We start from the raw sequence: 26,887 nt of genomic DNA on the forward strand, positions 1-26,887 counted from the left end.
TCCCGCCCCGATGAGCCCTTGGCGCTCCGAACTCTCGTTCGTTTTATTGTCGCTGCTGTTCGGCGCTTTCTTCGCCAAGCTGTTCAACCAAGCCTCCCTGGTCCTGTGGCTGTGCCTCGTGTCCTATCTGGCGCGGCATTTGTTCTTCGTCAACCGCCTGCTGGCCTGGTTGCAGGGCGGACGGGCCAGCCAAATGCCGCAGGGCGACGGGGTGTGGGAAGAGATTTATTACCTCATCTTCCGTTTGCGCCGCCGCAACAAGCGCCGCAAGAAGCAACTGATCCAGATGCTGGAACGCTTCCGCACCGCGACCGCCGCCCTGCCGGATGCCACCGTGGTCTTGGGTCCTCGGGACGAGATCGATTGGTTCAACGAAGCGGCCGGCCAGTTGCTGGGCCTGCGCCGGGGCGATATCGGCCAGCAGATCGGCAACCTGCTGCGCTATCCGAAATTCACCGACTACCTCAAGCGCAAGGACTACCACCAAGCCACCGTCGGCATTCCCTCCCCGGCGGCGGAAAACGTGCAACTGGAAATCCGGGTCGTGCCCTATGGCGACGACCTGCGGCTATTGGTGGCCCAGGATGTCACCCAACTCCGGTTCATGGAACGGGTCCGCACCGACTTCATCGCCAACGTCTCCCACGAACTCCGCACCCCGCTCACGGTGCTGAAGGGCTATCTGGAAACCCTGAGCGATGCCGACGCCACCCCGCCCGCCTATCTCAAGGTGTTCCGCCGCATGGAGGAACAAACCACGCGGATGCAAAGCCTGATCGACGGCCTCCTGTCCCTGACCCGGCTGGAATCCGGGGCGCACGCGCTGGTGCCCAAACCGGTGGACGTGCCCGCCCTGCTCAGGCTGATCCGCGAGGAAGCCGGGCTCCTGTCCGAGCGCGGTCCCGAGATCGAACTGCGGCTGGAAACCCAGGCCGGCCTGATGGGCGCGGAATCGGAACTCCGCAGCGCCTTTTCCAACCTCGTGGTCAACGCCGTGAAATACACCCCGCCCGCAGGCCGCGTCACCATGCGTTGGCGCGACGAGGGCCAGGGGGCGCGGCTGGATGTCGAGGACACCGGCCCCGGCATCGCCCAGGAACACCTGCCGCGCCTGACCGAGCGCTTCTACCGGGTGGATGTCGAGGGCGGCAAGAGCGGCTCCGGCCTGGGACTCGCCATCGCCAAGCACGTCATGGCCCGCCACGGGGCCGAACTCAAGATCGCCAGCACGCCGGGCAAGGGGAGTTGCTTTAGCTGTTGCTTCGGCGAACAACGGGTGATCCGCGCCCTCCCCCCAGCGGTCCGGGCCACGGCGGCCTGAGCTGCCCGGCCGCCCACCGTTCCGGTCCGCCCCCGGACTTAGCATTTATCCCTATACGCCCGGCCCGAAAAAACCATGCGCCGCGGTTGCGCGGTCACAGTCCAGCCGCTAACATTCCCCTTGTTGCGGATTCCTCGAAAATTGTTGTTGTTTGGGCTACAAGGAGATGAACATGACGAAAAAGATTTTATTGGCCATGGGTCTCGCCAGCGCGATGACCGGCCTGTCCGCCCAGGCGGACGACGACTACGGCAATACCAGCACCTTCACAGACGACCGTTTCTATATCGCGCCGTTCGGCAGCTACCTGCACACCGGCGGCGATACCAAAGGCACCGATGGCTGGGGCGCGGGCGGCGCGGTCGGCAAAATCATCAACGAATACTTCAACGTCGAACTGCGCGGTTTCTGGCAGAGCTACGGAAATAGCCTTGGATGGAACCATGGTTCCAACCAGAACTATCCCGGCGGGCAAACCGACCTGGCTGGCGGCACCATCGACCTCCAATACTATTTCATGCGCGACGCCTTCTCCCCCTATGCCGTATTGGCCCTGGGCGGCATGAACACTAGCGCCCGCACCGGCGACAATTCCCCCTACCATGGGAAGGGCAAGCAGCAAAGCTCCTTCATCTTCGAACTGGGCGTGGGCGCGACCTACGAACTGTCCGACAACTTCCTGCTGCGCGGCGATGTGCGCTACCGGGGCAATACCGCCAACGCCCTGAGCGGCATCAACCCGGTGAACGGCGATGCCATGTCCCAGAACACCGACCTGCTGAGCGACATGGTCATCAACCTGGGCTTCGTCATTCCCTTGGGCGAAAAGCCGGGCACCGTGGCCGAAGCCCCCGCCGCCGCCGCGCCGGTCGATGAATGCGCCAACCGCGACACCGACCACGATGGCGTCAACGATTGCGACGACAAATGCCCCGGCACCATGAAGGGCAGCAAGATCGACGACCAGGGCTGCCCCATCGTGATGGAACTGCGCGGCGTCAACTTCCAGTTCGACTCCGACGAGTTGACCCCCGGTGCCAAGCGCATCCTGGACGGTGCCGCCGACCAATTGGTCGCCTTCCCGGAAAAACGCGACATCGAAGTGGCCGGCTACGCCAGCGACGAAGGCCGTCCCGACAAGCGCCAGTACAACCTGAACCTGTCGCAGCGCCGTTCCGAGTCCGTGGTGCGCTACCTGAAGGCCAAGGGCGTCGCCAACAAGCTGTACGCCAAGGGCTACGGCGTGGAATACCCCATCGCCGACAACCGCACCGAAGCGGGCCGCGAGAAGAACCGCCGCGTCGAACTGCGCTGGATGGGCGACTAAGCCTCCGCGCCAAGGACGGACTCCGCGCCGTCCCCGCCCGTGTGAACCCGCCCCCGTGGCGGGTTCGCCGTTTCCGGGGAGACGCTTTGTTTTACGCGGCGGCCCGGAACATCGCGTACAATTCCGCCCTTCGCGCCGGACCCGGCGCAGCCCGCTTCCACCCCGATATCCTGATTCCACCCCAGAGATAGTCACATGCGAAAACATATCCTCGCCCGCGCGGCGCTTGTTTCCACCGCTTTGCTCGGCGCTTCGGCCTCGGCGGAATTCCAAAGGGGCTATATCTACACGGTGGGTTCGACCACCCTGTTCCCATTCGCCAAAACGGTCGGCGAACACTTCTCCAAGGCCCATAAGAAACAATTGCCGCTGCTGCAATCCACCGGCACCGGCGGCGGCATCAAGCTGTTCTGCGAAGGTGCCCAGGGCGAAACCCCCGACATCGTCAACGCCTCCCGCGCCATGAAGCCCAAGGAGCGCGAGGAATGCCAGACCAACGGCGTCGGCGATATCCTCGAGGTCAAGATCGGCTACGACGGGTTGGTCATGGCCCAGGCCAAGAAAGCCCCGCCCATCGCCCTGACCCGCAAGGAAGCCCGCATGGCCCTGGCCAAGTGGGTGGCCAGTCCCGATGGCAAATTGGTCGCCAACCCCAACCATACCTGGAAGCAGATCAATCCCGCCCTGCCCGACAGCCCCATCGAGGTCTTGGGTCCGCCCGCCGCCTCCGGCACCTACGACGCCTTCGTGGACCTGGTTTCCGATATGGAATGCAAAGGCGCGCCCTGGGTCGCGGCGGGCAAGACCGAACCCAGCCCGGACCTGCTGCGCAAATGCCGCACCCTGCGCGACGACGGCGTCTATGTCGAAGGCCGCGAGCATGACGAGGACCAGCTTTCCCGCTTGAACCACGCGCCGGGCGCGGTCGCCATCATCGACTACAAAACCTATATCGATAACATGGCCCATATCCGCGCCGTCCCCATCGACGGCCTGGAACCCACCCACGACAGCATCGCCTCGCACAGCTATGCCGGTTCGCGCCCCCTGTACCTCTATGTCAAGGCGGCCCATCTCGGCCAGACCCCCGGCCTGAAGGAGTATGTCGGCGAATTCACCAGCGAGCATACCTGGGGCGAAAAAGGCTATCTCAAATCCCTGGGGCTGATCCCGCTGCCCACCGAAGAGCGCACCACCTATGTGGATGCGGTGAAAGCCCAGGGCATCGCGCCGTCCCTGGCCTCCATCGCGGACGCGCCCCCGGCCAAGTCCTGGGAGCGCGCGGGCAAATCCACCAAAACGGCATCCAAGGACACGGCCAAGACCGCGCCCCACGCCGCGGAACCCGTCGCCAAAAGCCACAAGTAAGCCCGGCCCAGCGCGGCGGCGCGATCCCCGCCGCGCCTCTTCGCGAGGAGACCACCCGCCCATGCCGCACACCACCCTACCCGCCCCGGCGGACATCGCCCGTTTCCTGGCCGAGGATATCGGCAGCGGCGACCTGACCGCCGCCATCGTCCCGGCCCGGACCCAGGCCGCCGCCAGCGTGGTGACGCGGGAACCCCTGGTGCTATGTGGCCGGGACTGGTTCGCCGCCGTGTTCGCGCAACTGGATGCCGGGGTGGTGATCGACTGGCGGGTCGCGGAAGGCGAAGCGGCGACGGCGGGCACCGAACTCTGCGCCCTGCGCGGCCCGGCCCGCGCCTTGCTCACCGGCGAACGCACCGCGCTCAACCTGCTGCAAACCCTATCGGCCACCGCCACCCTGGCCCGCAGCTACGCCCAGGCCGTCGCGGGCACCAAAACCAAAGTCCTGGACACCCGCAAAACCCTGCCCGGCCTGCGGGAAGCCCAGAAATACGCGGTGCGGGTGGGCGGCTGCCACAACCACCGCATCGGCCTGTACGACGGCATCCTCATCAAGGAAAACCATATCCTGGCGGCGGGCTCCATCGCGCAGGCCGTCGCCGCCGCGAAAGCCCTGGACGCCGGAGTCATGATCGAGGTCGAGGTGGAAGACCTGGACGAACTGCGCCAAGCCCTGGACGCGGGCGCTCCGCGCATCCTGCTGGACAATTTCACCCTGGAAGCGATGCGGGAGGCGGTGGCGATGGCCCAGGGCCGGGCCGAGTTGGAAGTCTCCGGCAATGTCACCCTCGCAGGACTCCGCGCCATCGCGGAAACCGGCGTCGATTATGTTTCGGTCGGCGCCCTGACCAAGAACGTCCGCGCCGTCGATCTGTCCATGCGGATCGCGCTGGGCGCTTGAAGCCCATGGAAATCATCGACCACTGGCTGAGCGAGGCCCGGCGGCTGCCCAGCCCCAACCACGACGCCCGGCCCGATCCCGCCGATATCGCCTTGATCGTCATCCATTGCATCAGCCTCCCGCCGGACGAGTTCGGCGGTCCCTGGATCGACCGGTTGTTCACCAACCAACTGGACCCCGCGGCCCATCCCTATTTCGCCGGGATCGCCCATCTCAGGGTCTCGGCCCATCTGTTGATCCGGCGCGATGGCGAAACCGTGCAATACGTGCCGTTCAACCTCAGGGCGTGGCACGCGGGGGTATCGAGCTATCAAGGCCGGACGGTGTGCAACGATTTCTCCATCGGCATCGAACTGGAAGGCACCGACCACGGCCCCTATACCGAGGCCCAATACGCACGGCTGAACGCGGTGTTGGCCCTGCTGTACGATACTTATCCGACGCTCTCGCCGGAACGGGTGGCGGGGCACAGCGATATCGCCCCGGCCCGCAAGACCGATCCGGGCCGCCGCTTCGAGTGGTCGCGGCTGCGGCCCACCGTCTGAACCCCGGCCCATATTCCCAGGACTCCCGCCATGAAGACCGCCGCCCTGCTCGAAAAATATTGCCAACCGGGACCGCGCTATACCTCCTATCCCACCGCGCCCTATTTCCATACCGGCTTCACCGACGCCGATTGGCGGGCGGAACTGGACGCGACCCGCCACAGCCCGCGCGGCCTGTCGCTCTATACCCATATCCCGTTCTGCGACACCCTGTGCTGGTATTGCGGCTGCAACATGGTGGCGACCCGCGACTATGGCCGGGCCGAGCGTTATCTGGATTGGCTGTTCCGGGAAATCGACCTCGTCACCGAGTGGGTGGCCCCGGAACGGGTGGTCAAGCAACTGCATTGGGGCGGCGGCACGCCGACCTTTTTACGCCCGGAGGATATCGAGCGGCTGTTCGGGCACTTGCTGGCGGGCTTCACCCTCGACCCCCAAGCCGAAATCGGCTGCGAGGCCGACCCGCGCGAACTGACCCGCGCCCATGTCGAGACCCTCAAGCGCCTGGGGTTCAACCGCATCAGCCTGGGCGTGCAGGATTTGGACGAGCGCGTGCAAAAGGCCGTGAACCGGGTGCAGCCGGAAAGCTTGATCCGGGAAGTCTATGGCTGGATGCGCGAGGCAGGGTTCGAGTCGATCAACCTGGACCTGATGACCGGATTGCCGCACCAGACGGTGGCAAGTTTCTCCCGCACCTTGGACACGGTGATCGAGCTACGGCCCGACCGGCTGGCGGTGTTCACCTATGCCCATGTACCGTGGATGAAACGCCATCAAAAGCTGATCCCCGAGGCCGATTTGCCGGATTTCCCGACCCGGATCGCCTTGCAGGAACTCATCCTCGACCGGCTGGCCGGGGCGGGCTATGTCTACATCGGCATGGACCATTACGCCCTGCCCGACGACGAACTGGTGATGGCCCAGAAGAGCAAGACCCTGTACCGCAATTTCCAGGGCTATACCACCCACCGCGATTGCGACATCCTGGCGTTCGGGGCGTCGGCCATCAGCCAAACCGGCGAGGTCTACGCCCAGAACCTCAAGAAGCTGCCGGACTACCGCGACCGGGTATTGGCCGGACGCCTGCCCACCGAGCGCGGCATCCGCACCACCCGCGACGACCGGCTGCGGCGGGAAGCCATCACCCGCATCATGTGCGATTTGGAATTGGATACGGCGGCGTTCGGGCGGGAATGGCAAATCGATTTCGAGGGCTATTTCGACTGCCGGGCGGGCTTGGAAAGCTTGGCGGCGGATGGCTTATTGACGCTGGAAGGCGGCTTGATCCGGGTTGCCGACACCGGGCGGCTGTTCCTGCGCAATATCGCCATGCTGTTCGATGGCCATTTGCAAGCCCCGGCGGCGGACGCGGGGCCGAGGTATTCCAAGACGGTTTAGGCTTCCGGTCCCGGCGCGGCGGACGCCTTGCCCAGCGCCGCCTCGATAATCTCGGTACGCACGAACGAGCGGGCCTCGCTCCGCACGAAATCGGCGAATTCCCGCGCCACCGCCGACAAGCGCTTGCCCGAACGATGGACGATGAACCATTGCCGCCGGATCGGGAAATGCTCCACGTCCAGCACCACCACCCGGCCGCTTTCCAACTCGCGCTCCAAGGTATGGATGGACACGATGGCCAGCCCCAAGCCTTCCTCCACGCCCTGCTTGATGGCCCCGTTGGTGTTCATTTCCATGCTGGCGGTGAGATGCACCCCGCGTTCGCCGAAATAGCGCTCCGCCGCGCTGCGGGTGCCCGAACCCTGCTCCCGCATGATGAAGTTCTCGTCCTGAAGCTCGCTCAACGGAATCCCCCGCTTGCCCGCCAGGGGATGGCCGGCCGGGGCGATCAACACCAAGGGGTTTTCCAGGAAGGCCTCGTATTGCAAATCCTGGTCCTCCGGCGGCTGGCCCATCAGCACCACATCGGCCTCGTTGTCCTCCAACTGCTGCAACAAGCCCTTGCGGTTGGTGACCTTGAAACTGACCTTGACCTTGGGATAGCGGCGGCAGAATTCGGCCAGCAAGCGGATGCCGAAATAATGCACCGTGCTGGCGACCGCGACCACCAAACGCCCGCCGTCGGTGCCCTTCAATTCCTCGATTAGCAACTCGGCGGCGTCCAATTGTTCGGAGATGGTGCGGCTGAGCTGGTACAACTCCTCGCCGGCACGGGTCAGGTAGATTTTCTTGCCCAGGCGCTCGAACAAAGGCAGGCCGATATTCTCCTCGAACTGCTTGATCTGCATGGAAACGGCGGGCTGGGTCAGGTAAAGCTCCTCCGCCGCGCGGGTGAAACTCAGGCGGCGGGCGACCCGCTCGAAAACCTTCAACTGCCGGAGGGTGATGTTCATGGCTGGCTTCCAGGCTTTTTTATAAGGGAAATTTTATCCGATGAGTAAAAATCTCTTAGTTTTTCTTATACAATATTCCGCGTAAATTAACCAGCTTATGCCAGGCCGGCATAAAAGCTGTCTCCCCGCCATCCCTCCCGCACCCCCCTATCTTTTCGGAGTTCTGCAAGCCCGTGGAATGATGGGAAGGTTAGATGACAAAGCCAGCTTTGTTGATAGATAATTCGCAATCCTTAGCCCGATAACAACCAGTTAACCCCGACAACCTTTTAGGAGAAGAACATGCCTTCGCGCCGAGAACTAGCCAACGCCATACGCGCCCTGAGCATGGATGCCGTACAGAAAGCCAACTCCGGCCATCCCGGAGCGCCGATGGGAATGGCGGACATTGCCGAAGTCCTGTGGAACGATTACCTGCGCCATAATCCGAACAATCCCAAATGGCCGGATCGCGACCGCTTCGTGCTGTCCAACGGCCATGGCTCCATGCTGATCTACTCCCTGCTGCACTTGACGGGGTACGATCTGCCCATCGAAGAACTGAAACAGTTCCGCCAACTGCATTCCAAAACCCCCGGCCATCCCGAATACGGCTATGCACCGGGCATCGAAACCACCACCGGCCCCCTGGGCCAGGGCATCACCAACGCCGTCGGTTTCGCCATCGCCGAGCGCACCCTGGCCGGCCAGTTCAACCGCCCCGGCCACACCATCGTCGACCATAACACCTACGTGTTCCTGGGCGATGGCTGCATGATGGAAGGCATCTCCCACGAAGCCTGCTCCCTGGCCGGCACCATGGGCCTCGGCAAGCTGATCGCGTTCTACGACGACAACAACATCTCCATCGACGGCGAAGTCCGCGGCCACGAAGGCCACACCCCCGGCTGGTTCCAGGACAACACCCCGGCCCGCTTCGAAGCCTACGGCTGGCACGTCATCCCGAAGGTCGATGGCCACGACGCCGACGCCATCAAGGCCGCCGTCGAAGCCGCCCGCGCCGTCACCGACAAGCCTTCCTTGATCTGCTGCCAGACCATCATCGGCTTCGGCTCCCCCAACAAGCAGGGCAAGGAAGAATGCCACGGCGCCGCCCTGGGCAACGACGAAATCGCCCTGACCCGCGAAAACCTGGGCTGGCCGCACGCCCCGTTCGAAATCCCGGCGGACATCTACGAAGGCTGGAGCGCCGTCGAAACCGGTGCCAAAGCCGAGAACGACTGGAACGACCGCTTCGAGAACTATCGCCGCGAATTCCCGGAACTGGCCGCCGAATTCGAGCGCCGCGTCGCGGGCGAACTGCCCGCCGACTGGGCCGAGAAATCCGCCGCCTTCATCAACGCCGTGGCCGAGAAGGGCGAAACCATCGCCAGCCGCAAAGCGTCCCAAAACGCCCTCAACGGCTTCGGTCCCTTGCTGCCGGAACTGCTGGGCGGTTCCGCCGACCTCGCGGGTTCCAACCTGACCCTGTGGAAGGGCTGCAAGGACGTGAACGCCGCCGGTTTCGACGGCAACTACGTCTATTACGGCGTGCGTGAATTCGGCATGTCCGCCATCATGAACGGTATCGCCCTGCACGGCGGCTTCAAGCCCTATGGCGCGACCTTCCTGATGTTCTCCGAATACGCCCGCAACGCGCTGCGCATGGCCGCGCTGATGAAGGCGCCGACCTTGTTCGTGTACACCCACGACTCCATCGGCCTGGGCGAAGACGGCCCGACCCACCAGCCGGTCGAGCAGACCGCCACCCTGCGCATGATTCCCAACATGCAGGTTTGGCGCCCCTCCGACGCGGTGGAATCCGCCGTGTCCTGGGCCGCCGCCATCGAGCGCAAGGACGGTCCCAGCACCTTGATCTTCTCGCGCCAGAACCTGATGCACGTCGCCCGCACCCCGGAACAGATCGCCGCGATCCGCAAGGGTGGCTATGTGCTGCGCGACTGCGAAGGCACGCCCGAAGCCATCCTCATCGCCACCGGCTCCGAAGTCGAACTGGCGGTGAAGGCCCAGGAAGCCCTGGCCGCGAGCGGCAAGAAGGTCCGCGTGGTGTCCGTGCCCTCGACCAATGTGTTCGAGGCCCAGGACAAGGCCTACCGCGACGCCGTGCTGCCGCCTTCCATCACCAAGCGTGTGGTGGTCGAAGCCGGTTCCACCGACGGCTGGTACAAGTATGTCGGCTTTGAAGGCAAGATCATCGGCCTCGACCGCTTCGGCGAATCCGCCCCGGCGGGTCAGCTGTTCAAGGAGTTCGGCTTCACCGTCGACAACGTCGTGAAAGCGGTCGAAGAACTGCTCTAAATCCATAACGACAACAAGGCCCTTCCCCGGCCCCGTCGCCCACGGGACCGGGGAGACGACACACACAAGCGAGGACTACATATGGCACTCATTACCCTCAGGCAGTTGCTCGACCACGCCGCCGAGAACGACTACGGTTTGCCGGCTTTCAACGTCAATAACATGGAACAGGTGCAGGCGATCATGGAAGCGGCTTCCGCCGTGGATTCCCCGGTGATCCTGCAAGGCTCCGCCGGTGCGCGCTCCTACGCCGGCGAACCCTTCCTGCGCCACCTGATCCTGGCCGCGCTGGAGCAGTACCCGCACATCCCCATCTGTATGCACCAGGACCACGGCGCGGCTCCCGGCGTGTGCATGCGCTCCATCCAATCCGGCTTCAGCTCGGTCATGATGGACGGCTCCCTGCAAGAAGACGCCAAGACCCCTTCCAGCTATGAATACAATGTCCAGGTGACCCGCCTGGTGGCCGACATGGCCCATGCCTGCGGCGTGTCCGTGGAAGGCGAACTGGGCTGCCTGGGTTCCCTGGAGGAAGGCAAGGCCAGCCTGGATCATTCCCTGCTGCTGACCGACCCGAACGAAGCCGCCGATTTCGTCCAGAAGACCCACGTGGACGCGCTGGCCATCGCCATCGGCACCAGCCACGGCGCGTACAAGTTCAGCCAGAAGCCCTCCGGCAAGGTGCTGCGCATCGACCGCGTCCGTGAAATCCACGCCCGCATCCCCAGCGTCCACCTCGTGATGCACGGTTCCTCCTCCGTGCCGGAAGATTGGCTGGCGATCATCAACAGCTATGGCGGCGACATGGGCCAGACCTACGGCGTGCCGGTCGAGGAAATCGTCGAAGGCATCAAGAACGGCGTCCGCAAGGTCAACATCGACACCGACCTGCGCATGGCCTCCACCGGCGCCATCCGCAAGCACCTGGCGGAAGACAAAAAGAACTTCGACCCGCGCAAGTTCCTGAAGGAAGCCACCAAGGGCATGACCGGCATCTGCAAGGCCCGTTACCAAGCCTTCAACTCCGCCGGCCAAGCCTCGAAGCTCAAGAAGGTCTACAACCTGGAAGAAATGAGCAAGCGCTACGCCAAGGGCGAACTCGACCCGGTCGTGAACTAAGCGATCCGCGTTTTCCCCGGATCAGGATAGGGTGGGCCGGGTCCCACCCTATTTTTTTGCCCGCCGCCGCGGCTTATTCCGGCGGAGATGCTCAATATTCCCATCCCTCGCTTCCGGTGCCCAATCCGGTTTGATACCATCCGCCCTCGGATGAACCCGGTCCCGACCCCACCCCAACCGCACCGCCGCCCCCGATTCCCACGCCACGGCGGGAATCCCCCCACCGAGAGACCAGCGAGACCGCTCAGCATGTCCAAGCAGCACCCCATCATCTCGATCACCGGATCGTCGGGAGCGGGCACGACCAATGCCAAGCGGGCTTTCGAGCGCCTGTTCCGCCGCCTGAATATCCAACGCCCGGCCATCGTAGAGGGCGACAGCTTCCACCGCTACGACCGGGTGGAGATGCGCCGCCGCGTCGCCGCCGCGCAAAGCCGGGGCGAATATTTCAGCCATTTCGCCCTCGAGGCCAACCTGCTGGAGGAACTCGAAGCCCTGTTCCGCGAATACGGCGAGAACGGCACGGGCCGCCGCCGCCACTATATCCACGACGAGGAGGAAAGCCGCAAACACGGCGGCACCAAGCCGGGCACCTTCACACCCTGGGAAGAACTGCCGGCCAACACCGACCTGTTGTTCTACGAAGGCCTGCACGGGGCCGTGCGGCACGGAAATATCGATATCCGCCGCTACGCCGACCTTTCGGTGGGGATCGTGCCCATCGTCAACCTGGAATGGATCCAGAAAATCCACCGCGACACCGCCGAGCGCGGCTACAAACCCGAGGACGTGACCGCGACCATCCTGCGCCGCATGCACGATTACGTCCACGTCATCACCCCGCAATTCTCCGAGACCGATATCAATTTCCAGCGGGTGCCGACGGTCGATACCTCGAACCCCTTCGCCGCGCGGGACATTCCCACCGCCGAGGAAAGCTTCGTCATCATCCGTATCAACGAACCCAGGAAATTCGCGGTGGATTTCGGCTATCTGCTGTCGAAGCTGCGCAATTCCTTCATGTCGCGGCACAACTCCATCGTGATACCGGGCAGGAAACTGGAACTGGCGATGGAAATCATCTTCCTGCCCATCCTGGAACGGATGATGGAGGAAAAAGCCCGCAGCCGGGATTAGTCCAGCGCCTCGATCCCGGCGCGGAGGGCGAACAGCCCGGAAGTTTCCACATCGCCGCCCTGTTCCACCGTCAAGCGCAGCAGGTCCGGGGCATAGCCCAGCCACGCGCCATCCCGCCGGAAACCGCCCGCGACCCGGTAAATTCCCGCCGCGAGCCCCAGGAACGGCACATCCACCCGTAAACGCCCCCGTCCGGCCAAAGCCACCGCCGCGCCGTTCAGTTCGGAGTCGAGGGTCGCCATCAGCAAATCCGCCGCGCCCCGGAATTCCAGCACCAGCGCGGCCCGGTCCACTGGGAGCTTCGCCGCGTAATCCACCATCAGGATCAAAGCCCCGCCGGTCCGCGCCTTGGACGATCCGGCCATCCCGCCCTCCATCGCCAAGCGGGTGATGGACACCGCATCGGTCGGGACGGTGGGCGGTTCCGGTGCCAATCCCAAGGGCTTGAGCGCCCGCTGGACGAAGCCCAGGGATTCGTAATATTTGAGGAACAGGGCATCGGTGGCCCCGAACGCCAGGGCTTCGCCATCGAACAGGAGCAGGCAGCGGTCGGCGACCTGCCGCACGTTCATCTCGGAGTGGGAGACGAACAGGATGGTGGTGCCCAGGCGCTTGAGCTGGTCCAACCGTTCCAGGCAACGCATCTGGAAAGCGATATCGCCCACCGCCAGCACCTCGTCGATGAGCAGGATATCCATGGGCACGCAGGTGGCGATGGAGAATTCCAAGCGGGCGTACATGCCGTCGGAATAATGCTTGACCTGGGCGTCGAGGGATTTTTCAAGGCCCGAGAAAGCCACGATCCGGTCCAACAGGGCATCGGTTTCGCGCTTGTCGAGGCCCAGTTCGGCGCATTTCAGATAGGTGTTTTCACGCCCGGTCAGCAAGGGTTGCAGCCCCGCGCCCAGCCGGACCAGGGATTTGACCGCGCCTTGGGTGGCGATGCGGCCCGTATCCGGGCGGTATTCGCGGTCCACCAGCTTGAGCAAGGTGCTTTTGCCCGCGCCGTTCGGGCCGATGATACCGACGCATTCCCCGCGCCCGGCGGCGAACGAGACATCGCGCAAGGCCCAGAACTCCTGTTCGCGCAGCCGTTCCGGCGGTTTCCGGCCCGCCAAGGCACGGGCACAATCCTCCAGGCCGTACCAGGCGGCGGCGGCAAGGGAACGGCGGAATTTCTTGCCGACCCCCTCGAACAAGATGACGGGCTGGGACACGGGGAACTCGGTGATTGGCGGGGGAAATCCCCCTCCCAAGCCACGGAAGGGGAAAACGGCGCGGGCCGGACTCAGGTTCCGGCGGGTGTCGCGGACGCTTCGGCGGACTCGGCCACCGCGGCCTCCTGTTGCTCTTCCTCGATGGCGGCCACGGCCTCGTTGGACGCGAACATCAGTCCGTTGCGGTAATAATGGCTGGCGGCGACATAGTCCTTCTGGGCGAACAGCAAATCGCCCATGAGTTGGTAGGCTTCGAGGCTGGGTTCGATATCCAGGCTGCCGCGGATATAGTCGCGGGCCTTGTCCCTTTGCTTGATCCGCAGGGCCAGCTTGCCCAGCACCCGCAGCAACACGGGGTCGCGGGGATGCAGTTCCAGCCAGGTTTCGGCGTGGTGCAACTGGCCTTCGGTATCGGCCATCTGGATGCAGCCATACAACACCAACAAGGTCTCGTTCCAATCCCGGCCCAAGGCCAGCCGCAACAACTCCTCGACCTCCGCCCCGGCCCCGGCCTCGATCATGGCGGCGCAATACAGGGATTCGAGGCTGGTCAGTTCGCGGATGTGCTGGGGGATATGCGCCCACAGTTCGCGCAACTGCATGGCATCGCGGGTTTCGGCGCGGCGGCGCAGCAGGGCGGCATAGGTATCGGCTTCCAAGCGGCGGATTTCCGCCTCCATCAAGACCTTGTTCTTGTGCAGGGCCGGAATCAACCGGTGCAGCGCCTCCCAATCCTCCATCTGCGCGTACAACTGATGAGTGAGCCGCAACACCGCCGCATGGCTGGGCGCGATCTGGTTGAGATGGGTCAGGGATTCCAGGGCTTGGTCGAACTGCTTGGTGGACAATTGCAGTTCGGCGCGGGTGATGGCGACGGCCAATTCGGCCTTGGGCACGGCTTGGCGGGCGAGGTTCAGGTATTCGTCGCGCTGCTCGTGGGCGCCGCGGGAATGGGCCGCCCGTGCCGCCGTCAGATAATTGATGAGCGGGAGGCCGCTATCGGCGGCATGGCGGATCAGGTTGCGCTCGGCTTTTTCCCACTGGCCCTCGGTGGTTTCCAGCAAGCCGGTAATCAAGGCTTCCTGCGAACGGCGGCCCCGCTGCTCATGGCTACGCTGCTTGAGGGCTTGCGGGAGGCTCAGGGCTTTGGAAATCAAGCGCAGCGCGATATAGAAGGTGACGAAGCCGAGCGCCGTGGTGACCACCATCACGTACAACGAGGTTTCCAACACCCATTGGTTGATCCCGATGATCACATAGCCCGCGTTGCCATGCGCCACCAACCAACGATAGGCGACCACGATCAGGACGATGGCGAGCAGGAGCGCGACCGAGGAAAAGATCAGTTTTCTTTTCACGGCTGCGCTCCCGGTTCGTCGGTGTCCTCGTCCTCGTCTTCGGCGGGCTTAGACGGTTCGGCGGGCTTCGGCTCGGGAGCCGCTTGCGGTTTGGGCTTGCCCAGGTTTTCCTCGGCTTCCAGCCGTAGCCGTTCGATATTCCGCAGCAGGGTCAGGGACTGGCTGATGTCCGGCAGCGGTACGCTGAGATCGTGCGCGGCCAAGCCGTTCAACTCGTCCGCGACTTCCTGGGTCGCCGGGACGCCGGTATCGAAATGCTCCTTGAGCCAATCGCTGGCCGAGGCGAGGCTGGTCTTGTAGAGGGTTTCGTCACCCCGCAGCAAGGCGGCGCGGGTGGTTTCCAGCTTGAGCAGGAGGATTTGGCGCAGGGCTTCGGCCTGGGCCGGTTCGAGGATTTCCTCTATCGGGCGGTTGGCATGGCGTACCGTGACCAAGCCCTTGATATCCTCCAAGGCCGATCCGTGTTCGCCCGCGGTTCCGGGCGCGTTCCCGCCATGTTCCTTGATCGTGCCCGCGTGGGGCAGGAACAAGGGCAACTTCTTGGCCTTGTTCTCCAAGGCCAGCAGTTGCGCGGACAGGCCGACCACATCGGGCGCGTCCATCTTCTTCAGGAGGCCGATTTCCTCGGCCAGCGCCTCGCGCACCTTGAACACCGCCGGATCGCCGCTATCGTGCAAGCGTTGGTCCGCCGCCTCCAACGCGGCCAGCACCGCCTTCACATCGCCGACCAGATGCAGCTTTTGATTGGCGATGCTCAGGAGATATTCGGCATCGGCCACCATCAAATCGCCCCGGCTGCGGTTCAACTGGCGCTGGATGGCCTGCACGGCCCCGCCGATTTCGTTGCGGGTCATATCGATGCGGTCGTTCAGGCGGGCGGCCTGTTCGCCGAGTTCGCGTTCGACCTTGGAATCCTCGGTGGTGACCTGGGTCTGGGCGGTGGTAATTTGGGCATGGAGCGCGGCCATTTCCGCTTGCAGGGCGCCCAATTGCTGGACCACGTTCTGGAGTTGCTGGTCCTTGTTGCTCAATTGCCCGCCCAAGCCCTCCTGCCTGGAACGCAACTCCTTGAGCAGATACCAACCGCCCGCCGCGATCACCAGCACGGCCAACAAGATGATATAGCCCACCCACGCCATGCTGCGGGTTTTGGGGGGCCGGGCTTCGGGCGCGGCGGGTTTAGCCACGGCCTCCGGCCCCGTGGTGCCGGCGGAGGGTTCGGTGGCCGACATGTCTAGTTTTTCCTCGTCAACCAATGCTGTATCCCCGTCTAGTTGGTTCTATGGGTCCGTGCTGTATTGTTATGGAAGACCGGGCGGATCGCGCCGGATTCCCCCTTCCCGATAAAAGCCGATGATCGCCGCCATGATGCCATCGTCGCTGGCCGGTTCCGCCACGACCACCCGCCGCCATCCCCGCTCGCGGGCTTGTTGCGCGATGCGCCCGCCGATCACGGCCAAGGGTGTTTGATCGGCGAGCGCGGGTCCGGCCTCGCCCAGCAAGTCCATGAGATGGGCCAGGGCTTCGCCGCTGGTCGCCAGCGCCATATCGACACCGCCCTCGTTCCAAGCTTCGACCAAGCAGGCAGGGTCGGCTTGGGAGCGGCACCGCTGGTAGACTTCGGCATAGGCCGTTTCGGCACCGCGTTCCGCCAAGGTCCGGGCCAGCCATTCGCGTCCCCCGGCACCGCGCACGATAAGGATGCGCTTGCCCAAAACCTGGGCGAATTCGGGGGCGGCCAACAGCGACTCGCTATTAAACTGCGGTTTGGGAATCAGGTCTACCCGCATCCCGGTTTCGGCCAGCGCCTGGGCGGTGGCTGCGCCGACCGCCGCGATCCGCGTGGAACCCGAGCCGCGCCGGGTCCAGGCCCGCAAGCCAGCCGCGCAACGCACGGCGTTGGCGCTGACGAAAACCAGCCAATCCCAGTCGTCGCGGTTCAAGAGGGCGAGCGCCGGGGCGGCGTCCCCGACCGGCACGATTTCCAGCAACGGCCAGCGCCACGCCCTGCCCCCGGCGGCTTCGATCGACGCGCACAAACCCTCGGCTTGGTCCGCCGGGCGGGTCACCAGGAGGGTGCGGCCCGCGAGTGGCCCGGTCGCCGCCATGGCTCAGCCGTACAAATCCCGGAGGATGCGGTCGGCACCCCGCGCCAATAAATCATCCGCCAGCGCGATGCCCAGTTGTTCCGCCGCGGCGCTGTTCCCGGCGATTTCGCCCCGGACCACGGCACCGCCCTCGGGATCGCCCACCAAGCCGCGCAGGCGCAGATCGTCGCCGGACAATTCGGCATAGCCCGCGATAGGCACCTGGCAGCCGCCGTTCAGCCGGGTGTTGAAAGCCCGCTCGGCGGCGACGCGGATCGCCGTGGCCGGATGGTGGAGGACGCTCAACAGCGCGTTGATCCGCGCATCGTCGCGCCGGCATTCGATGCCGATAGCGCCCTGGCCGACGGCGGGCAGGCTGGTTTCGGGTTCGAGGAATTCGGTGATGCGCCCCGCGAGGCCCAGCCGCTTCAAACCGGCGGCGGCGAGGATGATGGCGTCGTAGCCCTCGCTTTCCAGTTTGGCGAGCCGGGTTTCGACATTGCCGCGCAGGACTTCGGTCCGGCAGTGGGGCAACAGCAGCTTGAGCTGGCATTGGCGGCGCAGGCTGGAAGTGCCGATCCGTGCCTCGGACGGTAATGCGGCAAGGGAGGCGTGGCATAGCGAGACGAAGGCGTCGCGGGGGTCTTCGCGCTCCAAGATGGCGGCGAGGTGGAGCCCTTCCGGCAATTCGGCGGGCACGTCCTTCATGGAATGCACCGCCAGGTCGGCGGTCCCCTCGAAAATGCCCTGCTCCAATTCCTTGACGAACAAGCCCTTGCCGCCGACCTTGGCGAGCGGGGCGTCGAGAATCTTATCGCCACGGGTGACCAGCTTCACCAGCTCGATTTCGAGGCCGGGATGGGCCGCTTTCAAGCGCGTGGCGACATGCTCGGCCTGCCAGAGGGCGAGCGGACTTTTACGGGTGGCGATGCGGATCGGGTTTGGCACGCGCGGGATACCCTATGGAAAGTGGCGCATTGTACCAGAGGCGCGGAACCGCGGGATGGGGGCCGCAAGGCACCAGACCGGACCGAGCGCAGCAGTTGGTCGAGCAGGGCTTGCAAAAAACGGCCTTGGCGGCGCAGTTCGGCGGTACGGGATTCCAACAGCGCCTCCAACTGCCGGATACGTTCCCCGGACATCGGGTCCGCGGCGGGCGCAATAGGATCGGGTTCGGACATGGATGGACTCCTGGTATCGCGGACGGCGGCAACCCGGCGGGGTTAGCCCGAAGTTTAGCCCAGGGGATCGAATGCAACGCCCGGCCCAATGCCGGGTTACAATCCCCGCCATGCCGAATCCACCGCCTTTGAGCCTCTACATCCATATCCCCTGGTGCGTCCGCAAATGCCCGTATTGCGACTTCAATTCGCACGCGGCGGCGGACGACCGGCCTGAACGCGCCTACATCGACGCGCTGTTGCTGGACCTGGAGGCTGAACTGCCCGCCGTGACGGGCCGCGCCGTAGCCACCATTTTCATCGGCGGCGGCACCCCGAGCCTGTTCAGCGCCGAGGGCATCGCCCGCTTGCTCGACGGCGTCCGCGTGCGCGTCGTCCTCGCCCCAGACGCCGAAATCACCCTGGAAGCCAATCCCGGCACGGCGGAAAGCGGCAAATTCCGGGGCTTCCGGCAGGCGGGCGTGAACCGCCTCTCCCTCGGCATCCAAAGTTTCGACCCAAACCACCTGCGGGCGCTGGGCCGCATCCATGGCCGCGAGGAAGCCCTGGCGGCGGCGGAACTGGCGCGGGCCGCCGGTTTCAGCAACTTCAACCTGGACCTGATGTTCGGCCTGCCGGAGCAAACCGAAGCCGAGGCCCTGGCCGATATCCACACCGCCCTGGCCCTCGCGCCCACCCACCTGTCGTTCTACCAACTCACCCTGGAACCCAATACCGTGTTCCACAAATATCCGCCGCGCCTGCCGGAGGACGATGATATCTGGACTATCCAACGCGCCTGCCAGTCCGCGCTGGCCGGGCGCGGTTATCGGCAATACGAGGTCTCGGCCTATGCGCGGGAAGGTTGGCGCTGCCGGCACAACCTGAACTACTGGCGCTTCGGCGATTACCTGGGGATAGGGGCCGGTGCCCACGGCAAAATCACCGACCCGGCGACCGGCACCGTGACCCGCACCTGGAAAATCAAGCACCCCCAGCATTACCTGGACGCCGGCGGCCAGCCCGGCCTGCAAGGTGGACGCGCAACGGTCGCGACAGAAGCCCTGCCCTTCGAGTTTTTGATGAACGCCCTGCGGCTGAAAGAAGGCTTCCCCGAACCCCTGTTCGCCGAACGCACCGGACTCCCGCTCGACGCCCTGGCCCCGGAACTCTGCCACTGCCTGGACGAGGGCCTGCTGGAACGGCAGGGCGGCTATATCCGTTGCACCGACCTCGGCTTCAACTTCCTCGACAATATCTTGCAACGGTTTTTACATGCCTAGCGCCCCGCTCCCCGCCGCCGTCCGCCCCGGCCTCGACGAATTGATCCGCCTGAGCCAACCCGCCGCCGGGCTGAGCCTGGCCCGCGCCACCGTCCGCGCCTTGCAAAGCGGCCAATACCTGACCGCGTTCAAAGGCCGCGGCATGGAATTCGACGAAACCCGCCCCTATGCCCAGGGCGACGATGTGCGCCAATTGGACTGGAAAGTCACCGCCCGCACCGGCAAGCCGCATACCAAGCTGTTCCGCGAGGAGCGGGAACGCCCGGTGTTCCTGTCGGTGGATTACCGCGCCGCGATGTTCTTCGCCACGCGCGGCATGTTCAAATCGGCCATGGCGGCGCGCTTGGCGGCGCTGATCGCCTGGAGCGCCCGCGCCCATGGCGACCGCGTGGGCGGGCAAATCTTTTCCGAAGCGGGTCGGGTCGAATTCAAACCGGACCATGGCCACCGCGCCGTGCTGCGCCTGCTCAAAGCCTTGGTGGACCAGGCCGATCCCGCCGCCGGAGGTAGCGCGGAAGCGGCCTTGGAAGACGCTTTGTCGCGCCTGCCGCGCCATGCCCGGCCCGGCAGCTTGGTGTTCGTGTTCAGCGATTTCCGCCATCTCAACGCCCAGGGCGAGGCCGCGCTCAGCCGTTTGGCCCGGCATTGCGATGGCGTGCTGGTGATGGTGTCCGATCCGATGGAACAGGCCCTGCCCTTGGGGCGGCATCGCTATGCCATGGCGGGACGCGAGTTGCTGGTCGATGCCAACCGCGACACCGCCGCCGAACACGAACGGCGCTTCCTGGAGCGCCAGCAACGGGTGCGTTCACTGGCCCTGGGCCACGGATTGCGCTTCGTGGCCTGCCGTACCCTCGACGATCCCCTGCTGGTCCTGCAACAAGGCATCCGCCGCCACCCTGCCTGAATCCCATGGAACCCTTGCCTTTACGCGATATACACCTCCCCGCCGCCATTGGTTGGTGGCCCCCGGCGCCGGGCTGGTGGCTGGTGTTGCTAGCCGCCACCGGCCTCGTCGCGCTCTCGGCCTGGCTGGTGCTACGTTGGCGGCGGGTCACGCCGATCAAGCTGGCACGGCGGGAACTCGACGCCCTGGCGAACGCCCAGGAACTCGCCCCGGATGAAAAACTGCGCCGCCTCTCCATCCTCCTGCGCCGGACCGCCCTGAGCCTATATCCCCGCCAGCAGGTCGCGGGTTTGACCGGGGCGGCATGGCTGGACTGGCTGGATGCGACCCTGGGCGAACCCCGCTTCAGCCAGGGTCCGGGGCGCTCATTGACGGAAGCGCCCTACCGCCCACGGACCGGCACCGATATCGAGCCTTTGCTCGCCTTATCCCGCGATTGGCTACGGGCGCTCGCCAAAACCAAAGCCGCCCATCGTGCCCTCGCCCCCGTCCGCAAGACTCCCCGCCCATGATCGATTTCGCTTGGTTCTGGATGCTGCTCGCCCTGCCCTTGCCCTGGCTGGTCCATAGGTTGCTGCCCCCGGTGGAGGACGCGGCGGGCGCGGCTTTGCGGACACCATTCCTCGATGAATTGGATGGCTTGCCCAACGCGCGGCGCAACACGGGTACGCCCACCGCCCGGCTCTGGACGGCGGCGCTGGCATGGACCCTTCTGGTGGTCGCCGCGGCGCGGCCCGTGTGGTTGGGCGAACCTATCGAGCAGGCGGTGAGCGGACGGGATTTGCTACTGGCGGTGGACCTGTCCGGCAGCATGGAAATGCAGGATTTCATCCTCGAAGGCAAGCCGGTGGACCGGCTGACCGCGACCCAGGCGGTGGCCGGCCAATTCATCGAACGGCGGGTGGGCGACCGGTTGGGACTCATCCTGTTCGGCGAGCGGGCCTACTTGCAAGCGCCGCTGACCTTCGACCGCAAGACGGTGGAAACCCTGCTGGACGAAGCCGCCATCGGCCTCGCGGGCGATAAGACCGCCATCGGCGACGCCATCGGCCTCGCGGTCAAGCGCCTGCGGGACAATCCAGCCGGGCAAAGGGTGTTGATCCTGCTCAGCGACGGAGCCAACACCGCCGGGACGGTCGCGCCCTTGCAAGCCGCCGATCTGGCCGCGAGGGCCGGGCTGAAAATATACACCATCGGCATCGGGGCCGATGAAATGGTGTTGCGGGACCCCTTCTTCGGCAACCGACGGGTGAATCCCTCCAAGGATTTGGATGAACCCACCATGCGCGGCATCGCCGAGAAAACTGGCGGACGCTATTTCCGGGCGCGGGACATGGCGGAGTTCGAAGAGATTTACCGGCTGCTGGATCAATTGGAACCCGTGGAGCGGGATAAGCGTTATTACCGGCCCCATACCGAATTATATCCTTGGCCTTTGGGGGCGGCCTTGCTGGTGACCACCGGATTGGGGATGTGGATGAGCCGGGGACGGCCTTAGGCGCGGGAACACCTCATCGTTTGGAACGCTCGAATTACGTGCCGGTTCAGCAGAACCCACTTGCTTTTTTGACCCACTCACTTCCGCCTTCAAACAAGCATTTATCGGTAAGGATAATACGAATTCGCCATTCGCCATCCAGCTAACGCTTGCCCCCAATACTCCCTTCCCGTCTAAAGAACGACTAAGCTTATAGGCAATCGAACTGGACTGGGAAAGGCACGATGAACCGCTGTATCCGCATCCAACGGCTGGCCCCGCAGGACCGTGAACGGTGGCAGGCGCTGTTCTACCGCCACCAGCAGCAAAGCCGACGGCGTAGGCTGCTGGCCTTGAAGGCCCTGTGGGACGGCGAGAGCATGGCCGGGGTCTGCCGCAGCCAGGGAGTCCAGCGCAAGACGCTGGAGAAGTGGCTGGACAGCTACCTGCATGGTGGCTTCGACGCCCTGCTCCCCCCAGCGCGCCCACCGCGACTACGGCCCCGCCGAGCGGGCCGGCTTCGTGGAGGCGCTCGAAAAAAAACCGCCGAGGCCGACCCCGGCACCGCCCTCGTAGCCCTCGACGAGTTCGCGCTGCTGTCCACGACCTGCACCCACTACGCCTGGGCGGAGAAGAACACCGCCCCGGCGCCGCCGAGCAACGAGAAGCGGCGGGAGAAACTGAACGGCTTCCTGGCCCTGGACCTGAACAGCGGCAAGACCACCGTGGACTTCCAGCCCCAGGCCAAAACCCGGAACGCCGTCCACGTCATCGCCCTGATCGTCCTGCGCTACGCCAGCCTGGGCTTCCGCCAGATCCTGTGCATCCTCGACAACTGCTCCATCCACAACGACTCCATGAAGGCCGCTCTGGCCGAGTTGCTGGCGGAAATCCCCCTGGCCCAGGGCATCGCCGTGCACTTCCTCCACACCCCGGCCTACTCCCCCAAGTTCAACCCGGCCGAATACCTCATCCGCCTCGTCAGGAAGAACTCCCTCTACCACCTGCCCCATGCCATGACGGTCCAGCAGCGGGCCGAGCGCGTCCATCGGCACTTGGCCCAGGCCCCTCCCCAAACACCCCAGCAGGTCAAGAACATTCTCAGCCATATCTACCGCCTGCCAAAAAGTGGGGGGTCTTAGGGCGGGAAGGGAGTAATTGCGGTTTCATGATCGCCAAAGACATGTGATAGCCAGTCTTTGATGGCAAATTCTATTGCCACCCGATAACCTCAATAAAACCATTCTGGCAATAAAAAAGCCCCCCCGCCTGAGGCGGGGGGGCCGAGCCGATCACGGCGGATGGGGGCGCGTCAAGCGCCCCGGCCGCTTACATGAAGGACGGGATCAACGGCGCGTCGATCTGGGTCACCTGACGGTTGCCAGCGGCGTCGAAGAAGAACAGGAGGCCGGCGAAGCGGCTGTCCGGATCGTAGATGATGTCGGACAGGCGGTAGACTTCCCACGCCGCGTCGGAAGCGGTCACTTCCACGGTGCGGGTCTCGCCGGGAGCCAGCGGGCTGTTGTCGCTGACTTCCAGGCCGTCCTCGGCCAGCAGGTCCTCGGGATAGCCGGTGGTGTCCTTGTACACGTCGGAGTCCAGGAACCGCACGGACGCGGTGTAGAACTCGCCCAAACGCACGGCGCTGTTGCCGCTGTTGGTGATGGTCAGCTTCATGCGCATGGCGCGGCCCGGCACGCGGTAGCTGGCGTCCTCCACCTTGACGGAGACGGTCGGCTTGGTCATCTCGATCGGCTTGATGCCGCGCAGGGTACCGGCCTGCAGCGGGATGGTGATCGGGTACTTGCCGTTGGCACCGGACATCGCGAAGATCACCAGCAACAGGGTGCCGGCCGCGAAGCCCATGGCGACCTTGCGGTCGGTCCCGGAAACCAGCTCGTCGGCGCGGCCGGCGTCGGCCAGCAGCATGCGCGGCAGGAACACCGGACGGCGGACCCAGTAGACGATCCAGGCCAGGCCGATCGCGTACCACAGGGCGTGCCAGAAGTAGGTGTTCTCCAGGTTGTAGCTCTCGAGGTCCACGGTCTGGCCGGTCAGGGTGGTGACCGGGTTCTTGAAGTCGCCCATCGAGCCTTCGATGGTGATCCACTTGCCGGGCCCGATGATCGGACCGCCGCCCTGGACGTTCATCATGGTGTGGACGTGCCAGTCGCCGGGGCGGCGGGCCTTCAGCACCACTTTGAACTCATAGGTCTTGCCGATCTCGAGGCGCACGGAACGCGGCACCAGCTGGCCGCCGATGTAGGATTCCTTGCGGATGAAGACCGGGCCGGGAATACCGATGTTCAGGAACGATACATCCGGCTCGTCCACGGTTTCCGGCCAGCCCTCGAACACGTGGAACTTGCCGGTGATCTCGACCTGTTCGTTGACCTTGACCTTTTCCTTGCTCCACTTCAGGTCGTACCAGTGGATGGTACGCATACGCATGAACGCGGCCTGGGACTTTTCGCCGTGCGCGGAGGCGTTCGGCGCGTAGAAGCTGGTCGCCGCGAACGCGGTCAGCAAGCCGACCATGGACCACTTGGCGATCCTGTCTTTGAGTAGTTTCATAGTTCTTCCTCTCTCTCGAGTCTGTTCTGTTGTGGCCGCCCCCGCGCGCCCTCGGGCACGCTCCGGGGCTCCGGTGCGGATGGGTGCGTTCCCGGCCGGGCGGACCCGGCCGATCCCTATCAGGTGTTCTTCAGGAAGCGGACGTTGGAGAACCAGCGGCCGACGAAGTGCCACATGAAGTAGATCAGGATGGACATGAAGCCGGAGAAGAACGCGGACACCGGGGCCACGTCCTTACCGAAGGTACGCAGGGTGCCCTTCTCGACCATGCGGATGTACTCGGGGGTGCCGGTACGCACATAGTTGTAGCCCTGGATGTCGGCGATGGACATCAGCATGCCGTTGTATTCAACCGGCACGTGGATCGGGGCGATGATCGGCCAGTTGCCGGGGTAGAAGATCAAACCCCAGGCCAGGCCACCGATGATGGCGGTGAACAGGTAGCTGCCGGACAGCATCAGGCAGACGTCGAGGATGATCGCGCCCGGGACCAGGATGGCCGGGAACACGAAGTTCACGGGGAAGTAGGTCCAGCCCCAGAAGTTGAAGTAGCGGTTGACCCATTCACCGAACAGCAGCGCCAACACGCACACGGTCGCGGCCCACGGCTGGCGGAAACGTTCCCACAGGAACACCTGCGCGGCGGCCGGGAAGGTCACCAGCACGATCGGGGTCACGGTGACCCACAGGCGGCGGTCCTTCCAGTCGGACCAGAAGTCCCAGTCGCCCATGGTCAGCATCGCGTGGATGTGGTACGAACCGCAGATGACGAAGAAGAAGATGAACAGGCCCAGATAGTCGATGGTCCGGGAAACCTGCACGGCCTCGGCGTGGGACCGGACCGCAGATTGAAGTGCGCTCATGAGTTACCTCCAAAGTTTCGTTTTATAGTCTTCTCGGGCGCGGCCACAACCGGCCGCGCCCATCACTCCCTGTGTCCGGCACCGGAACCCCCCACGCCCACAGGGCATCGGGGACCGGCACCGCTTCCGTCCGCCTTACTTGGCGATCAGGCCCTGGTCGACCGCTTCGCAGACGTCCTTGCCGATCACGGTCGCGAAGCTCGCGAAGATCTGCAGCAGCACGCCGGCGATGGCCAGCGCCAGCCAGCCGAAGATCACGAAGCCGTAGTGCAGGGGAGCCACGAACAGCTCTTCCATGAACCAGAAGGTGTGGCCCCATTCGTTCAGGCCCACGTTCGGCAGGATCATGAACGGACCCACAACGGTCACCAGGTACGGCAGGGACAGGCCCTGCGCGAAGTACGGCAGGCGGGTCTTGGCGTACAGGAACGCGCCGAAGCCGGTGATGATGTAGATCGGGTAGCTCAGGTAGAACTCGATGATGTGCGACGGGGTGAAGTCGGTGTCGCGCACGATGGTCTGGTGCCAGGTGCCGTCCTGCTCGGTGAAGTAGGAAGCGCCCCAGTAGATCGCCCACGCATAGGCGAACACCCAGATCAGGTGGGTCATGTTGCGGCGCAGCTCTTCGCGCGGGGTGATCGCGGCCAGGTTGCGGTCGCGGCTCTTCCAGATGTAGCCCCACAGGATCGACGCGGTGGTCACTTCCAGCACGATCTCGGTGTACAGGAAGTTCATCCAGTAGGTCTCGAACTCAGGCGCGAAGGAGTCCAGGCCCGCGGCCCAGCCGTACACGCCTTCGTACCAGCGCACCCACATGTAGAACACGGTGTAGATCGTGAACGCGAACGCCAGCCACTTCGTATCGAGCAGCGGCTTGTCCTGCGCGGCGACGCCGCCAGCGGTTGTTGCAGCCATTTCTTTTACCTCTTGAAAATTGCTTCTATAACGGCGGTTCGACCAGATTCCGGCCTCCCCTCCGCCTCGCCCCGGCAGGCCCTTGAACGCCCCCGGAACCCCCGGTCCCCCGGGTGCGGTGCAGTCTATCACCCGCCAAACCCTTGTCAAGAAATTATCGCGACATTTTGTCGCAGCGCTTCCGAGCGCCGTCCACACCCCTAATTGTCATACGCCACCCTCTAGGAGGCTTGTGGAAAATATCCGTCAAGCCCTAAACTTTTCGGCGTTTTACCCAAGCGTGGCCCTGACGTTCCTGACATCGCTCAAGATATCGGAACCCTACTTCGCCACGCCCTCACACACCAGCCGAGCCAACAACCCATCCACCATGAAAGACCCAGCCATCGAGAACACCATCGACACAAACCCATTTAAACGCTTGATTTTCATGGCCTTATTCTTCGGACTCTTCGGGATTGCACGCCTATTGCTATGGGTGTTGGTGGTCTTCCAACTGCTGGCCCATATGCTCACCGGCAGGGTCACGGCGGTGGGGGTGCGGTGGGGCAAAGCGCTCTCGAACTGGATTCACAAAATGTTGCTCTTCATGTCCTACAACACCGAGCAAATGCCCTTCCCGTTCGCGGCCTTCGGTGTCGCCGCGGACGAGGATTGACGCTTAACGGAAGCACACGAC

24 protein-coding genes are annotated in these 26,887 nt (G+C 64.4%); 15 read left to right on the forward strand and 9 right to left on the reverse strand.

All coding sequences use genetic code 11. The features are described 5' to 3' along the window. Nucleotides 1–10 precede the first annotated feature (10 nt). The 6 genes from phoR (at nt 11) to hemN (ending at nt 6,860) form a co-directional block, all read left to right on the forward strand. A complete protein-coding gene (gene phoR, locus K5658_RS20295) occupies nt 11–1,321 on the forward strand; it encodes a phosphate regulon sensor histidine kinase PhoR (protein ID WP_221064864.1) in 1,311 nt (436 codons plus the stop codon). A 172-nt stretch (nt 1,322–1,493) separates the two neighbouring features. Next, a complete protein-coding gene (locus K5658_RS20300; RefSeq protein ID WP_221064865.1) occupies nt 1,494–2,648 on the forward strand; it encodes an OmpA family protein in 1,155 nt (384 codons plus the stop codon). 195 nt (nt 2,649–2,843) lie between these two features. Beyond that, nucleotides 2,844–4,016 (forward strand): substrate-binding domain-containing protein, encoded by a 1,173-nt coding sequence (locus K5658_RS20305; RefSeq protein WP_221064866.1) that lies wholly within the window; start codon nt 2,844–2,846, stop codon nt 4,014–4,016. Nucleotides 4,017–4,077: 61 nt separating this feature from the next. Continuing rightward, nucleotides 4,078–4,917, forward strand: coding sequence for a carboxylating nicotinate-nucleotide diphosphorylase (gene nadC, locus K5658_RS20310; RefSeq protein WP_221064867.1), 840 nt, complete (start codon nt 4,078–4,080; stop codon nt 4,915–4,917). A gap of 5 nt (nt 4,918–4,922) precedes the next feature. Further along, on the forward strand, nt 4,923–5,462 hold the full coding sequence (gene ampD, locus K5658_RS20315; RefSeq protein WP_221064868.1) for a 1,6-anhydro-N-acetylmuramyl-L-alanine amidase AmpD: 540 nt from the start codon (nt 4,923–4,925) through the stop codon (nt 5,460–5,462). 30 nt (nt 5,463–5,492) lie between these two features. Further along, nucleotides 5,493–6,860 (forward strand): oxygen-independent coproporphyrinogen III oxidase, encoded by a 1,368-nt coding sequence (gene hemN, locus K5658_RS20320; RefSeq protein ID WP_221064869.1) that lies wholly within the window; start codon nt 5,493–5,495, stop codon nt 6,858–6,860. Here the strand turns inward: hemN and K5658_RS20325 are convergent. After that, nucleotides 6,857–7,813, reverse strand: a complete 957-nt coding sequence (locus tag K5658_RS20325; protein WP_221064870.1) for a LysR family transcriptional regulator — start codon at nt 7,811–7,813, stop codon at nt 6,857–6,859. The genes hemN and K5658_RS20325 overlap by 4 nt on opposite strands. A 282-nt stretch (nt 7,814–8,095) precedes the next feature. On the opposite strand from K5658_RS20325, the gene tkt reads away from it, so the two are divergent. The 3 genes from tkt (at nt 8,096) to K5658_RS20340 (ending at nt 12,367) form a co-directional block, all read left to right on the forward strand. Continuing rightward, nucleotides 8,096–10,111 carry a transketolase gene (gene tkt / locus K5658_RS20330; RefSeq protein WP_221064871.1) on the forward strand — a complete coding sequence of 672 codons (2,016 nt, stop codon included), beginning with the start codon at nt 8,096–8,098 and terminating at the stop codon, nt 10,109–10,111. An 81-nt stretch (nt 10,112–10,192) separates the two neighbouring features. Continuing rightward, a complete protein-coding gene (gene fba, locus K5658_RS20335; protein WP_221064872.1) occupies nt 10,193–11,230 on the forward strand; it encodes a class II fructose-bisphosphate aldolase in 1,038 nt (345 codons plus the stop codon). 249 nt (nt 11,231–11,479) lie between these two features. Further along, entirely contained in the window at nt 11,480–12,367 is an 888-nt protein-coding gene (locus tag K5658_RS20340; RefSeq protein ID WP_221064873.1) for a phosphoribulokinase, read from the forward strand. Here K5658_RS20340 and K5658_RS20345 read toward each other — a convergent pair. The 5 genes from K5658_RS20345 to hemC all read right to left on the reverse strand — a co-directional run bounded on the left by K5658_RS20345 (nt 12,364) and on the right by hemC (nt 17,977). Continuing rightward, on the reverse strand, nt 12,364–13,584 hold the full coding sequence (locus tag K5658_RS20345) for an ABC transporter ATP-binding protein (protein WP_221064874.1): 1,221 nt from the start codon (nt 13,582–13,584) through the stop codon (nt 12,364–12,366). The two genes, K5658_RS20340 and K5658_RS20345, sit on opposite strands and share 4 nt — an antisense overlap. A 71-nt stretch (nt 13,585–13,655) precedes the next feature. Further along, nucleotides 13,656–14,942, reverse strand: a complete 1,287-nt coding sequence (locus K5658_RS20350) for a heme biosynthesis HemY N-terminal domain-containing protein (RefSeq protein ID WP_246628520.1) — start codon at nt 14,940–14,942, stop codon at nt 13,656–13,658. After that, entirely contained in the window at nt 14,939–16,174 is a 1,236-nt protein-coding gene (locus K5658_RS20355) for a uroporphyrinogen-III C-methyltransferase (RefSeq protein ID WP_221064875.1), read from the reverse strand. Before K5658_RS20355 ends, K5658_RS20350 begins: the two co-directional genes overlap by 4 nt. 69 nt (nt 16,175–16,243) lie before the next feature. After that, nucleotides 16,244–17,050, reverse strand: coding sequence for a uroporphyrinogen-III synthase (locus K5658_RS20360; RefSeq protein WP_221064876.1), 807 nt, complete (start codon nt 17,048–17,050; stop codon nt 16,244–16,246). Nucleotides 17,051–17,053: 3 nt separating this feature from the next. After that, nucleotides 17,054–17,977, reverse strand: a complete 924-nt coding sequence (hemC, locus tag K5658_RS20365; protein ID WP_221064877.1) for a hydroxymethylbilane synthase — start codon at nt 17,975–17,977, stop codon at nt 17,054–17,056. 343 nt (nt 17,978–18,320) lie between these two features. Between hemC and hemW the strand changes: the two genes are divergently transcribed. The 5 genes from hemW (at nt 18,321) to K5658_RS20390 (ending at nt 22,998) form a co-directional block, all read left to right on the forward strand. Continuing rightward, nucleotides 18,321–19,472, forward strand: a complete 1,152-nt coding sequence (gene hemW / locus K5658_RS20370) for a radical SAM family heme chaperone HemW (RefSeq protein WP_221064878.1) — start codon at nt 18,321–18,323, stop codon at nt 19,470–19,472. After that, the gene (locus K5658_RS20375; RefSeq protein ID WP_221064879.1) at nt 19,465–20,379 is read left to right on the forward strand and encodes a DUF58 domain-containing protein; all 915 of its coding nucleotides are present in this window, start codon (nt 19,465–19,467) and stop codon (nt 20,377–20,379) included. The genes hemW and K5658_RS20375 overlap by 8 nt, the downstream gene beginning before the upstream one ends. 5 nt (nt 20,380–20,384) lie before the next feature. Next, entirely contained in the window at nt 20,385–20,891 is a 507-nt protein-coding gene (locus tag K5658_RS20380; RefSeq protein WP_221064880.1) for a DUF4381 domain-containing protein, read from the forward strand. Then, nucleotides 20,888–21,877, forward strand: a complete 990-nt coding sequence (locus K5658_RS20385) for a vWA domain-containing protein (RefSeq protein ID WP_221064881.1) — start codon at nt 20,888–20,890, stop codon at nt 21,875–21,877. Before K5658_RS20380 ends, K5658_RS20385 begins: the two co-directional genes overlap by 4 nt. A 224-nt stretch (nt 21,878–22,101) precedes the next feature. Next, nucleotides 22,102–22,998: a transposase gene (locus K5658_RS20390; protein ID WP_221064882.1), complete on the forward strand. Its 897-nt coding sequence runs from the start codon at nt 22,102–22,104 to the stop codon at nt 22,996–22,998. A gap of 187 nt (nt 22,999–23,185) precedes the next feature. Here K5658_RS20390 and amoB read toward each other — a convergent pair whose 3' ends face one another. The 3 genes from amoB to amoC form a co-directional block, all read right to left on the reverse strand. Beyond that, nucleotides 23,186–24,430, reverse strand: a complete 1,245-nt coding sequence (gene amoB, locus K5658_RS20395; protein ID WP_221063107.1) for a bacterial ammonia monooxygenase, subunit AmoB — start codon at nt 24,428–24,430, stop codon at nt 23,186–23,188. A gap of 119 nt (nt 24,431–24,549) precedes the next feature. Further along, nucleotides 24,550–25,293, reverse strand: a complete 744-nt coding sequence (gene amoA, locus K5658_RS20400) for a bacterial ammonia monooxygenase, subunit AmoA (protein WP_221063106.1) — start codon at nt 25,291–25,293, stop codon at nt 24,550–24,552. Nucleotides 25,294–25,428: 135 nt separating this feature from the next. Next, nucleotides 25,429–26,208 (reverse strand): bacterial ammonia monooxygenase, subunit AmoC, encoded by a 780-nt coding sequence (amoC, locus tag K5658_RS20405; protein ID WP_085214207.1) that lies wholly within the window; start codon nt 26,206–26,208, stop codon nt 25,429–25,431. 232 nt (nt 26,209–26,440) lie between these two features. Here amoC and K5658_RS20410 point away from each other — a divergent pair, with 232 nt between their 5' ends. Further along, nucleotides 26,441–26,866: a DUF4389 domain-containing protein gene (locus tag K5658_RS20410; RefSeq protein ID WP_221064883.1), complete on the forward strand. Its 426-nt coding sequence runs from the start codon at nt 26,441–26,443 to the stop codon at nt 26,864–26,866. The last annotated feature ends 21 nt before the right edge of the window (nt 26,867–26,887 follow it).

Origin of the sequence: Methylomagnum ishizawai, assembly GCF_019670005.1 — a bacterium.
GTDB classification, from domain to species: Bacteria; Pseudomonadota; Gammaproteobacteria; order Methylococcales; family Methylococcaceae; genus Methylomagnum; species Methylomagnum ishizawai.

What these genes read in the sequence shown, in the direction of transcription:
- K5658_RS20360 (WP_221064876.1), bottom strand. Translation starts at nt 17,050, where the DNA reads ATGGCGGCGACCGGGCCACTCGCGGGCCGCACCCTCCTGGTGACCCGC.
- tkt (WP_221064871.1), top strand. Translation starts at nt 8,096, where the DNA reads ATGCCTTCGCGCCGAGAACTAGCCAACGCCATACGCGCCCTGAGCATG.
- amoB (WP_221063107.1), bottom strand. Translation starts at nt 24,430, where the DNA reads ATGAAACTACTCAAAGACAGGATCGCCAAGTGGTCCATGGTCGGCTTG.
- K5658_RS20385 (WP_221064881.1), top strand. Translation starts at nt 20,888, where the DNA reads ATGATCGATTTCGCTTGGTTCTGGATGCTGCTCGCCCTGCCCTTGCCC.
- K5658_RS20390 (WP_221064882.1), top strand. Translation starts at nt 22,102, where the DNA reads ATGAACCGCTGTATCCGCATCCAACGGCTGGCCCCGCAGGACCGTGAA.
- K5658_RS20300 (WP_221064865.1), top strand. Translation starts at nt 1,494, where the DNA reads ATGACGAAAAAGATTTTATTGGCCATGGGTCTCGCCAGCGCGATGACC.
- amoA (WP_221063106.1), bottom strand. Translation starts at nt 25,293, where the DNA reads ATGAGCGCACTTCAATCTGCGGTCCGGTCCCACGCCGAGGCCGTGCAG.
- K5658_RS20375 (WP_221064879.1), top strand. Translation starts at nt 19,465, where the DNA reads ATGCCTAGCGCCCCGCTCCCCGCCGCCGTCCGCCCCGGCCTCGACGAA.
- K5658_RS20355 (WP_221064875.1), bottom strand. Translation starts at nt 16,174, where the DNA reads ATGTCGGCCACCGAACCCTCCGCCGGCACCACGGGGCCGGAGGCCGTG.
- fba (WP_221064872.1), top strand. Translation starts at nt 10,193, where the DNA reads ATGGCACTCATTACCCTCAGGCAGTTGCTCGACCACGCCGCCGAGAAC.
- hemW (WP_221064878.1), top strand. Translation starts at nt 18,321, where the DNA reads ATGCCGAATCCACCGCCTTTGAGCCTCTACATCCATATCCCCTGGTGC.
- ampD (WP_221064868.1), top strand. Translation starts at nt 4,923, where the DNA reads ATGGAAATCATCGACCACTGGCTGAGCGAGGCCCGGCGGCTGCCCAGC.
- phoR (WP_221064864.1), top strand. Translation starts at nt 11, where the DNA reads ATGAGCCCTTGGCGCTCCGAACTCTCGTTCGTTTTATTGTCGCTGCTG.
- hemN (WP_221064869.1), top strand. Translation starts at nt 5,493, where the DNA reads ATGAAGACCGCCGCCCTGCTCGAAAAATATTGCCAACCGGGACCGCGC.
- nadC (WP_221064867.1), top strand. Translation starts at nt 4,078, where the DNA reads ATGCCGCACACCACCCTACCCGCCCCGGCGGACATCGCCCGTTTCCTG.
- K5658_RS20380 (WP_221064880.1), top strand. Translation starts at nt 20,385, where the DNA reads ATGGAACCCTTGCCTTTACGCGATATACACCTCCCCGCCGCCATTGGT.
- amoC (WP_085214207.1), bottom strand. Translation starts at nt 26,208, where the DNA reads ATGGCTGCAACAACCGCTGGCGGCGTCGCCGCGCAGGACAAGCCGCTG.
- K5658_RS20340 (WP_221064873.1), top strand. Translation starts at nt 11,480, where the DNA reads ATGTCCAAGCAGCACCCCATCATCTCGATCACCGGATCGTCGGGAGCG.
- K5658_RS20305 (WP_221064866.1), top strand. Translation starts at nt 2,844, where the DNA reads ATGCGAAAACATATCCTCGCCCGCGCGGCGCTTGTTTCCACCGCTTTG.
- K5658_RS20325 (WP_221064870.1), bottom strand. Translation starts at nt 7,813, where the DNA reads ATGAACATCACCCTCCGGCAGTTGAAGGTTTTCGAGCGGGTCGCCCGC.